This window comes from Brevibacterium picturae (assembly GCF_030453725.1).
Taxonomy (GTDB): domain Bacteria; phylum Actinomycetota; class Actinomycetes; order Actinomycetales; family Brevibacteriaceae; genus Brevibacterium; species Brevibacterium sandarakinum_A.
Window position 1 is genome coordinate 1 of record NZ_JAKDJU010000115.1, and the last position, 9,743, is coordinate 9,743.

12 protein-coding genes and 1 pseudogene are annotated in these 9,743 nt (G+C 65.0%); 7 read left to right on the forward strand and 6 right to left on the reverse strand.

Going from position 1 to position 9,743, the window contains the following annotated elements; all coding sequences use genetic code 11:
• The 3 genes and pseudogenes from L0G76_RS11245 to L0G76_RS11255 all read left to right on the forward strand — a co-directional run.
• Window positions 1-297, forward strand: a pseudogene (locus L0G76_RS11245) (hypothetical protein); the annotation flags it as partial.
• Between the two features lie 65 nt (window positions 298-362).
• The gene (locus L0G76_RS11250) at window positions 363-788 is read left to right on the forward strand and encodes a DUF350 domain-containing protein (protein WP_304357308.1); all 426 of its coding nucleotides are present in this window, start codon (window positions 363-365) and stop codon (window positions 786-788) included.
• Window positions 785-2,395 carry a polyamine aminopropyltransferase gene (locus L0G76_RS11255; RefSeq protein WP_304357309.1) on the forward strand — a complete coding sequence of 537 codons (1,611 nt, stop codon included), beginning with the start codon at window positions 785-787 and terminating at the stop codon, window positions 2,393-2,395. The genes L0G76_RS11250 and L0G76_RS11255 overlap by 4 nt, the downstream gene beginning before the upstream one ends.
• A gap of 21 nt (window positions 2,396-2,416) precedes the next feature.
• Here L0G76_RS11255 and L0G76_RS11260 read toward each other — a convergent pair whose 3' ends face one another.
• From L0G76_RS11260 to L0G76_RS11270, 3 genes are all read right to left on the reverse strand, one after another.
• Window positions 2,417-2,800, reverse strand: coding sequence for a DUF4190 domain-containing protein (locus tag L0G76_RS11260; protein ID WP_304357310.1), 384 nt, complete (start codon window positions 2,798-2,800; stop codon window positions 2,417-2,419).
• 126 nt (window positions 2,801-2,926) lie between these two features.
• Entirely contained in the window at window positions 2,927-3,514 is a 588-nt protein-coding gene (locus tag L0G76_RS11265) for a TIGR03085 family metal-binding protein (protein WP_304357311.1), read from the reverse strand.
• Window positions 3,511-4,434 carry a Sir2 family NAD-dependent protein deacetylase gene (locus tag L0G76_RS11270; protein WP_304357312.1) on the reverse strand — a complete coding sequence of 308 codons (924 nt, stop codon included), beginning with the start codon at window positions 4,432-4,434 and terminating at the stop codon, window positions 3,511-3,513. Before L0G76_RS11270 ends, L0G76_RS11265 begins: the two co-directional genes overlap by 4 nt.
• Before the next feature lie 42 nt (window positions 4,435-4,476).
• Here L0G76_RS11270 and L0G76_RS11275 point away from each other — a divergent pair, with 42 nt between their 5' ends.
• From L0G76_RS11275 to L0G76_RS11290, 4 genes are all read left to right on the forward strand, one after another.
• The gene (locus L0G76_RS11275) at window positions 4,477-4,929 is read left to right on the forward strand and encodes a flavodoxin family protein (RefSeq protein WP_304357313.1); all 453 of its coding nucleotides are present in this window, start codon (window positions 4,477-4,479) and stop codon (window positions 4,927-4,929) included.
• 158 nt (window positions 4,930-5,087) lie between these two features.
• Window positions 5,088-5,507: a hypothetical protein gene (locus tag L0G76_RS11280; protein WP_304357314.1), complete on the forward strand. Its 420-nt coding sequence runs from the start codon at window positions 5,088-5,090 to the stop codon at window positions 5,505-5,507.
• A gap of 43 nt (window positions 5,508-5,550) precedes the next feature.
• Window positions 5,551-5,892 carry a winged helix-turn-helix domain-containing protein gene (locus L0G76_RS11285; protein ID WP_304357315.1) on the forward strand — a complete coding sequence of 114 codons (342 nt, stop codon included), beginning with the start codon at window positions 5,551-5,553 and terminating at the stop codon, window positions 5,890-5,892.
• A 52-nt stretch (window positions 5,893-5,944) separates the two neighbouring features.
• The gene (locus tag L0G76_RS11290) at window positions 5,945-7,372 is read left to right on the forward strand and encodes an amidase (RefSeq protein WP_304357316.1); all 1,428 of its coding nucleotides are present in this window, start codon (window positions 5,945-5,947) and stop codon (window positions 7,370-7,372) included.
• 7 nt (window positions 7,373-7,379) lie between these two features.
• Here the strand turns inward: L0G76_RS11290 and L0G76_RS11295 are convergent, their stop codons facing one another.
• The 3 genes from L0G76_RS11295 to L0G76_RS11305 are packed head-to-tail and all read right to left on the reverse strand — an operon-like array spanning window position 7,380 to window position 9,642.
• On the reverse strand, window positions 7,380-8,051 hold the full coding sequence (locus tag L0G76_RS11295) for a DNA alkylation repair protein (RefSeq protein WP_304357317.1): 672 nt from the start codon (window positions 8,049-8,051) through the stop codon (window positions 7,380-7,382).
• A gap of 48 nt (window positions 8,052-8,099) precedes the next feature.
• Window positions 8,100-9,224 (reverse strand): RNA polymerase sigma factor, encoded by a 1,125-nt coding sequence (locus L0G76_RS11300; protein WP_304357319.1) that lies wholly within the window; start codon window positions 9,222-9,224, stop codon window positions 8,100-8,102.
• Window positions 9,225-9,234: 10 nt separating this feature from the next.
• Window positions 9,235-9,642, reverse strand: a complete 408-nt coding sequence (locus tag L0G76_RS11305; protein ID WP_304357318.1) for a YciI family protein — start codon at window positions 9,640-9,642, stop codon at window positions 9,235-9,237.
• Between the last annotated feature and the right edge of the window lie 101 nt (window positions 9,643-9,743).

Consider the following 9,743-nt stretch of genomic DNA (forward strand, 5'->3'; position numbering starts at 1 on the left):
GGCGGCGGGCGCGGTCCCGGCGATGGACGCGGTCCAAGCGGCGGTTCCGGCCCCTCGAACAATGGTCAGGACCCCCAGAAGAGAGGCTGCGGCTGCGGCACCATCATCGCGCTGGTCGTCATCGTCATGCTCCTCGGCAGCATCATGAATGGCTGCACGGACGATTCGGACGGCTCCGGCGGCGGGGGCGGCGGGTTCTTCTTCCTGCCCTTCTTCGGCGGCAGCTCCAGCAGCTCGGGCACGAACTACGGCGATGGCTCGGGATTCCGCGGAGGCGGGCCCGGCACAGGCAAATGACAGCATCCGCGACACCGACAGCACCGACAGCACCGACAGCACCGACAGCACTCTGAAAGGCAATCATGTTGGCAGACCTCATCCTCGAGATCGGGATCGTCCTCTCCTACGCTGTGAGCGGCCTCGCGCTCATGCTCATCGGCTACTTCGTCGTCGACCTCCTCACCCCCGGAAAGCTCCACGTCATCCTGTGGCAGCAGAAGTCGAAGAATGCCGTGGTCCTCGTGGCCTCCGACCTCCTCGGTGTGGCGATCATCGTCATCGCCGCGATCCGGGCCAGCGCGGATGATTTCCTTTTCGGCATCATCTCCACACTCGTCTTCGGCATCGTCGGCATCATTCTCATGGCCCTGAGCTTCCTGCTCATCGACGCCTTCACACCCGGCAAGCTCGGCGATATGATCAAACCCGATGCGTTTCACCCTGAAGTGTGGGTCAATGCCTCCGCTCACGTGGGCATCGCGGGCATCATGGCCGCAGCACTCCTTTGAGCTCTTCGCCTGACACAGCCGCTCCACGCTCGATCACACTGCCGCTGAAGCCGGGGCCCGCACGGTTCTTCGTGCTCCTGGCCGTCTTCATCTGTGCCAGCTGCGGCATGGTCTACGAACTCGCGCTCGTTGCGCTCGGCTCCTACCTCCTGGGCGACACGATCGTCCAGGCCTCCATCGTGCTCTCGGTGATGGTCTTCGCAATGGGCATCGGGTCTCTGGCCACGAAGCGCCTGACAAGGTTCGCCGCCGTCGCCTTCGCCCTCATCGAGGCCGCCCTGGGCATCATCGGCGGGCTCTCGGTCATCCTGCTCTACCTGGCCTTCGCCTTCGCCGATGTCTACACGGTCGCGATGGTCGTCCTCGCCTTCGTCATCGGCGCCCTCATCGGCGCGGAGATCCCTCTGCTCATGGAGCTCGTCCAGCGCATCCGCGCGCAGAAGGCTTCGAGCGCCGTCGCCGATCTCTTCGCCGCCGACTATGTCGGAGGGCTGGTCGGAGGACTCGCCTTCCCCTTCATCCTGCTCCCGGTCTTCGGCCTGCCCCGCGGTGCCCTGGCAGTGGGCATCACGAACACCGTCGTGGGCATCCTCATCGTTCTCTGGCTCTTCCGCGCCGAGATCGGCACCCGGGCAAAGGTCATCCTGGCAGGACTGCTGGTCGTCATCGTCGGCGGCCTCACCGTGGTCTGGGTCTACACCGACGACATCGAGATGACCACCCGCCAGCGCCTCTACCGGGACCCGATCGTCTATTCCCAGCGCACGGACTATCAGGAGATCGTGCTCACCGAGTCACAGAAGACCGGGGACACGAGGCTCTATCTCAACGGAGACCTGCAGTTCGCCTCGGCGGACGAATACCGCTATCACGAGTCCCTCGTGCACCCGCTGATGAATGGGCCGAAGAAGAACGTCCTCGTCCTCGGCGGCGGGGACGGCCTGGCGGTACGTGAGATCCTGAAGTACCCCGAGGTCGAATCGATCACGCTCGTCGACCTCGACCCGCGTGTCCTCGAGCTCGCGAAGAACTCTGAGCACTTCACCGACTTCAACGAAGATGCGCTCGACGATCCTCGAGTCACGACCATCGCAGCCGATGCCTTCACCTGGCTGCGCGAAGCGAAGCACACCGCCTATGACGCGGTCATCGCCGATCTGCCCGACCCTGACGATGTGGCTACCTCGAAGCTCTACAGCATCGAGTTCTACGGACTGATCAAGCAGGTGATGACTCCCGAGGCCCGCCTCGTCGTCCAGGCAGGTTCCCCGTACTTCGCCCCGGAAGCCTATTGGGGCATCGGGGAGGCCGTCGCCGAGGCCGGTCTGTCCACCACGCCCTATCACGTCGATGTCCCCAGCTTCGGTGATTGGGGCTACTTCCTCGCCGATGCCTCCGGACACGGCGGGACCAGCGAACAGGGTCCGGACGTGACAATCCCTCGGGATTCTCCCGAGGGATTGAAATTCGCCACCACCGAGGTGCTCGCCGCCTCCACGACCTTTCCTCCCGACCGTAATCGGGCCTCCGTCGGCGAGATCAAGGCCTCGACCCTGCTCCACCCCCGTGTGCTCGATCAGGAGCGCGGAGCCTGGGTCGGCTACTGAGTTCCGCAGGACTTCTGCCCCTCAGGCTCCGAGGATTCCGGCCAGTCCGGCGACCCCGGCAAACGTGAGGCCGAGCAGGCCGCCGAGGGCCGCCAGCGAGATGAAGACGATGCCGAGGATGAAGCCCCACTTGCCCATCTCATTGTCGGCGAAGCCCGCACTCCGTGAGTTCTTGCGCGCCATGTGGCCGGTGATGATGCCGACGATGGGCCCGATGACGTTGAAGCCGAGGAACGTCGAGAGCGTCGCGACCAGGGAGATGATTCCCAGGACCTTGCCCGGATCGTCCTCGGCCCGCGCACGGTACGACTGCGGCGGCTGCGCTCCGGTGCCATAGTTCCGGTTCGAGTCGTAGTAGCCGGTGTTCGATGTGTATTCAGCGTTGGGTGTGTAGTTCGGGTCCATGATTCTGCCTCTGCTCGTCTCTGTGCTGTTGGTACCAGCCTAGAAACCCTGCGCGGCAGGCGAAATGATATAAACCGTTCACCTGTTCGGGGGTTTTCCCCCGCATCGCCGTGCGCCGCAGTCGTCTCACTTCACGTCGACGAGGGCATGCTTCTCACGGCCCATGAGGTAGAGGAGGAGCTCCACAGGTTCACCGGTGATGGTGGCTGTGCTGCCACTGCCCTGTCCACCCGCACCGCGTTGGCCGAAGCCGGGGCTGTTGATCTCCACACGCCCCTCGGCCTTGGCAGCGAAGGGCAGGAGCGCGGTTCGGCACGCTGCCCACACCGCACGGTTCTCGGCCTGGGACAGGCGGCGCGGGATCCACTCGATCTCCGCGCGTCGGATGTCTTCGTGGTGGACGAGATATTCGGCGGTATTCATCACCGATTCGACGCCGGGCCACCCACCCGGGGTCCACCTCGGCGGGGATGCCACCAGACCCAGCAGACGCGGATACGGCATCGAGGCATACGCCTGCTCCTGATCCGCGCGCTTGCCCTCGAACCTCGGCACGAAGATGCCGAGGGCGGCAACCGGGTGACGTTCGCGGATGACGAGGTGCGTGGCCAGGTCACGTGTAGTCCAGCCCTCACACAGAGTCGGGGCATCCTCACCGGCCCTGCGTGCTGCATCGACGAGGCGGAGGCGTTCGGTTCGTGCAAAGCTGCTCATTCTCGAAGCCTTTCATCCTCGCCTTGGATTCGCCTGAATGCCCAATCGTGCACGAAATCGGCGACGCGGGAGATCGAACGATAATCGGCGAGCTCGTCGCCTCTGGTGGGCCCGTCGGTGACGATGACGACGGGCTTCGACGCCTTCGCGGCCGCCCGGACGAATCGCAGCCCGGACAGGACCGCGAGTGAGGATCCGAGCACCACGATGCCGGCAGCCTCATCGCATACCCGATTGGCCTCCTGCAACCGGCTTGGGGGCACGGAATCACCGAAGTAGACGACGTCGGGTTTGAGCATTCCGTCGCAGCGGGGGCAGTCGAGGACGGTGAAGTCACTCGTCTCCTCCAAGTCGACGTCCCCGTCGGGTGCCGTCTCGACATCGATCGGATCGATTCCCACGAGCTCCGCGAAGTCCGGGTTGAGTTCGCTCAGCTGCCTCTGGACCCAGTCCCGGTCGAACATGTGTCCCTGATCGAGGCAGATGACGCGATCAAGGCTGCCGTGCAGGTCGATGACCGGACTGTCACTGTCCTTCTCCCGTGCCGCGGCCTGGTGGAGACCGTCGACGTTCTGCGTGACGATTCCGGCGACCGGCAGCCGCGCGAGCCCCAGGTGTGCTGCATTCGGTCGGGCCGAGCGCATACGCGGCCAGCCCATCCACGAACGCGCCCAGTAGCGGGCACGCTGATCGGGGTGGGACAGGAAGGTCTGGAGGGTCATCGGCTGCCGGGGCACGGCGTCGGGCCCTCGATAGTCGGGAACACCCGAGTCGGTACTCATCCCGGCCCCCGTCAGAACCGCCCAGCCGGTCGTGTCGATTCCACCTGTGGTTCCGGTGAGCACGTCGATGATCTCCTCATCGGTATGGCTGGCCGCAGGCCGTGTCCGCCCGCGAAGCGGATCAAAGATGACTGCCACGATTCCTCCCTCGTCGAACTGCTGCAGAGTTAGTCTTGTCCCATGGTCAGCATATTGCTCGTTCATCATTCTCCGTCACAGGCAACGTCTGAAATCGCCGAGGCGGCTCTGGCCGGTCTGCGCATGCCGGAGTTGGGTGACGTCGACGTCACCGTCCGCCCGGCGCTGGAGGCGACGGCCGCCGACGTGCTCGCCGCCGATGGCTTCGTCCTCGGCACGACCGCGAACTTCGGCTACATCTCCGGCGCCCTCAAACACTTCTTCGACACCACGTACGACGAGGTCAGGGAGCCGACTGCGGGCCGACCGTTCTCCTATTGGATCCATGGCGGCTACGACACGACCGGCGCGGAGACGGCGATGAAGCAGATCACCACGGGCCTTGGTTGGAAGCTCGCCTTCGACCCTCTGATCGTCACCGGCGAGGTCGCCGACGACCACCTCGCCAGCGCCACGGAACTCGCCGCCACCGTCGCTGCCACGGCTGCCCCCTGAGCCCCACGCACTGCCGGCTGTCTCCGACGCTCGTTCGACTCTTTCCGAAAAAACCTTTGCCAAACAACTTTCCACTTTGGAAACTACTTGCTATTATGTAATTACTTTCATTCGAAAGTGAACCGTGCAGCGGTGAGGAATTCAACGAAGGAGTTGTCATGAGCACGCCCACCCCGCAGCAGGCCGAGGACCTTCTCTCGCAGGTCGAAGCGAAGCAGACCCAGGCACGGTCCGGCGATGCCTGGCCACTGGTCACGATGCTCTTCGTCTACAGTGCGGCCCTCTCCGTCGGGATCGTCGCCATCGGCGTCATCGAGGACAACACGACGCAGCTGATTCTCCTCGGCGCAGGTCTCGCCTGGTTGGTCCCAGCCCTGCTCGTCTACCTCGTCAAGGCTCTGAGCTGGAGCCGTCGCTCGACCCTCGTGCTCTGCATCTGGCTGCCGCTGACCTTCGTCGCCCTCTTCACAGCGATCGTCGTCGATTGGTTCGCCCCCTCTTCCTGGGTACCGTTCGCCGCGGCCGGTTTCATCTGGGTCGTCTCGCCCATCATGGCCTTCATCGGTCTGCGCCGCTGAACGACCGCCGCTGGACCTCGACTATCCGCAAACGAGAGACATCATGACTGACGAATCACCCGAACCCATCCCCCACCTCGGCGGCTCCCTGGCTCGGATCGAGTCCGACCTGGGAAATCCCACCCGCCTCGGAATCGTGGCGAGCCTGAAGAATCGAGACAGGGCCGAGTTCAAGCTTCTGCGCGAGTCCCTCGGAGTCTCGGACTCCGTGCTCTCCCGACACATCTCCGCCCTTGAGAAGGCAGGCATGATCGAGGTCAGGAAGGGCTATGTCGGCAAACGGCCCCGCACCTGGGTCGCGATCACCCCAGAGGGAGCCTCCCGTCTCGAGGCTCATGTCCAGGCCCTGCGAGAACTCGCCGGGGGCGGAGCTGACCAGCAGTGACCTTCCGGACTTTCCCCGATAGCATGAGGACAACCGATGCAAGGAGGCGTCCATGGCCAGCAGCACAACCACCTCGGCGAACAGCGGACTCGAGTTCCGCGAACTGCACGAGGTCTCGGAGCTCATCAGGTCCGGGCGTCTGAGCTCCAGAGACGCCACGCAGGCCATGGTCGACCGCATCGCCGAGCTCGACCCCCATCTCCTGTCCTTCGTCACCCTGATGCGGGAATCGGCACTGGCCGAAGCCGATGCTCTCGATGCGCGCCTGGCTCGCGGAGACTGGCTGGGACCGCTGCACGGTGTGCCGCTGGCGATCAAGGACCTGGCCTACACCCACGATGCGCCCACGGGCGCGGGCACCACGATCCACTCCGACTTCCAACCCGATTACGATGCCACCGTCGTCGCGCGCCTGCGGGCCGCCGGGGCCGTGATCCTCGGGAAGCTGCGTCTCACAGAGGGCGCCTTCACCGGCCACCACCCCGACCTGCCGACTCCGGTCAACCCCTGGGAGCCGAACACCTGGTCCGGGGTCTCATCGAGCGGCTCGGGCGTCGCCACCGCCGCCGGTCTCTGCTACGGGTCGCTGGGCTCGGACACTGGCGGATCGATCCGGCTGCCCTCCTCGGCGAATGGGGTCACCGGACTCAAACCCACCTGGGGCCGGGTCTCGCGCAACGGCATCTTCCCGTTGGCGCCGAGCCTCGACCACATCGGCCCGATGACGCGCAGCGCACGCGACGCCTCCATCATCCTCGAGGCCATTGCCGGCCATGACCCCAACGACCCGACCTCGGCCCTCGAACCGGTCCCCCGCTACAGCCAGCAGCTCGAACTCGACCACGCTCCGGTCGTCGGCTTCGACCGCGAACTGGCCGCCGAGCATTTCGATGACGTCACCAATGAGATGCTGGAGTCCACGATTGAGGTGCTCATCGACCTCGGCTGGCGCGTCCTCGACGTGCGCACCCCCGGGCTTCCCGAAGCCGCGCAGGAATGGACTGCCCTGTGCGGAATCGAGACCGCGGGCGTTCATGCAGAGAACTATCCTTCGAGGTCAGCCGAGTACGGACCCGACCTCGCCGGCCTCATCGAGATCGGGCGCGGACTCAGTGCCGTCGACTACCACGAGCTGCTCGAATCCAGACGTGCATTCACCGGTCGCATGCGCGGGCTCATGGCCGACATCGATCTGCTGCTGCTTCCGGGCATCGGAGCCGCCTCACCGACGATCACGCAGATGGAGAACCTCGGCTCGGATGCCGAACTGTTTGCCGCGGTGACGGTTCCGACGGCACCGATCGACAACTGTGGCATGCCCTCGATCACCCTGCCCGCCGGGTTCTCCGAACGCGGCACCCCGCTGGCCGCTCAGTTCGTCGCCGGAGACTTCCAGGAGGGCTTGCTGCTGGCCGCAGGGCATGCGTTCCAGCAGGCCACCGATTTCCACCGGCAGCACCCTCACATCGTGGCGGTCTAGGTCGGACTCATTCCGCTTGCCTGCGGGCCACGATCTCCGTGATCCAGGTCGGCGCGAAGGGAGAGGTGCAGTTGGGCGGGGTCGGATAGTCCTTGAGGACGCCGAGGCGGTTGCCGATGGCGAGGGCGCGTGGCCGCAGCTGTTCGTTCTCGATGCCGATGGAGGACAGGGTTTCGTTCATCGCCCACTGCAGGCGCTCTTCGGCGCCGAGCATCTGCGCCTCGATGATATCGAGGAGACCTGCCTGGTCGAGGCCCTCGGGCGACTTGTTCACACGCTCGCTGGTCAATGCCCACCCGGCTGAGGCGATGACTGGGTCGGGGTCGTCCATCCAGGCCAGGCGCAGTGTTTCGGCATGCTTCGACTTCTTGACGATGTAGTTGACCAGCCAGGCGTGGACCTTCGGTCTTCGAGCCTCGCGCAGCATGGCATCGAGGCGCTCCGCGTCATAGCTGCGGGGCCGCATGATGAGGATCGCGACGAGACGCGCCGCGGTATCACCGGTGTCCCACAGTTCGACGGCGAGCTCGTCGTTCTTCTTCAGCTCCTTGGCCACGGCCCGCAGCTTGGTCAGATTCACACCGTGGTCGTCACCGTGCTTCTCATTGACGGCACGGGCCTTGGGCTCCTCCATCGCCGCCAGTGTCTCCATGACGCTGTCCACGCTTGCTTCAACCATGCGCTCAGACTACCGCGAGTTCGGTGCTCAGTCCTCAGCGCTCGGAGTTCAGCCGGCCGCCTGACGCATGAGGTGGTCGCGCTCTGCGAGGTTGCCCGCCTTGGCCGCGGCCTTGACGTAGAGTTTCGCCGCCGCCTCGTCTTCTCCCGCCCGCTCTCGCAGGTGCGCTTCGACGGCGAAGTAGCGCGGCAGAGTCTCATCGAGTCTGTCCAATTGGGCCAGCCCGGCCGCCGGCCCGTCGGCTTCACCGATCGCGACAGCCCGGTTGAGGGACGCGATCGGGCTGTCGTGGAACCTGAGCAGTTCGTCGTACCACTCGACGATCTGGGGCCAGTCGGTGTCCTCGACTCGTTGTGCATCGGCGTGGAGAGCGCCGATGGCCGCCTGGACCTGGAATTCGCCGAGTTCATCGCGGGCGAGCGCGGTCTGCAGAATGCCGATGCCCTCGGCGATGAGGTGGGAGTCCCACCGAGACCGGTCCTGCTCGCCCAAGGTGATCAGTCCACCATCGCCGCTGAACCGGGCTTCGCGGCGGGCATGGTGGATGAGCATGAGCGCCAGCAGACCGGAGACCTCGGGATGGTCGATCGATGCGGCCAGCACCCGAGTGAGGCGGATGGCCTCTGCCGCGAGGTCGACGTCACCGGAGTAGCCCTCGTTGAACACGAGATAGAGCACCGTGAGGACCGCGGAGATGCTTCCAGGCCGGTTGAGCCGACGCCCGGCCAGAGTGCGTTTGGCTCGAGAGATGCGCTGAGCCATCGTCGCCTCCGGCACCAGGTAGGCCTCGGCGATCTGCCGGGTCGTCAGCCCGCCGACGGCCCGCAGAGTCAGTGCCACCGCCGAGGCTGGGCTGAGGTCAGGATGGGCGCACAGGAAATAGAGATCGACGGTGTCATCGGCCGAGGTGGTCGCCGCATCCGTGTCCAGTGCACAGGCATGTTCCTCCCTCGCTGACCGGGAGGACTCAGCCCGGACTCGGTCGAGGAACTTGCGCCAGGCGACCGTGATCAGCCAGCCCTGCATATGGCGGGGTTCGTTCTCCGGCCACGTGCGAAACGCCTCGATCAGGGCATCCTGAACGGCATCCTCGGCGGTGGCGAAGTCTGCTCCCCTCCGCTGAAGGATGCCGATCACGATCGGCACGGCGTTGCGCAGCTCATCGTCGTTCATGGTCACTCGTTCAGTCCGTCGTGTTCGGTGTGACTCCCATGAAGGGGCGGAGTTCGAGCCATTCGCGGATCGGTTCGCCGCCGGCACCCGGTGCCGCCGAGAGTTCGCCCGCCAGTTCGAGTGCACGGTCATAGGATTCGACGTCGATGATCATTCCTCCGGCGATGAGGTCCTTGGTCTCGGGGAATGGACCATCGGTGACCGGTGGCTTTCCCTCACCGTCGTATCGGACGAACGTGCCCTCGGGCGACAGTGCCTCCGAGCCGATGTATTCGCCCGTCTTCTTGAGCCTGTCGACGAAAGCGTTCATGTAGTTCATGTGCGCGTCGACTTCGGCCGGCGTCCACTCCTCCATCGGGGTGTACTGCATGTACTCGGGGGCCATTGTGTAGTGCTTGAGCATCAGGTACTTGGCCATGGTTGTCTCCTCTGATCGCTTTCTCGTCGCGAACTTCGCTGACATCACTGGGACGGAGCCACATGCGCATTCTCGACATCGGCGGCGAGATATCTTTCGAT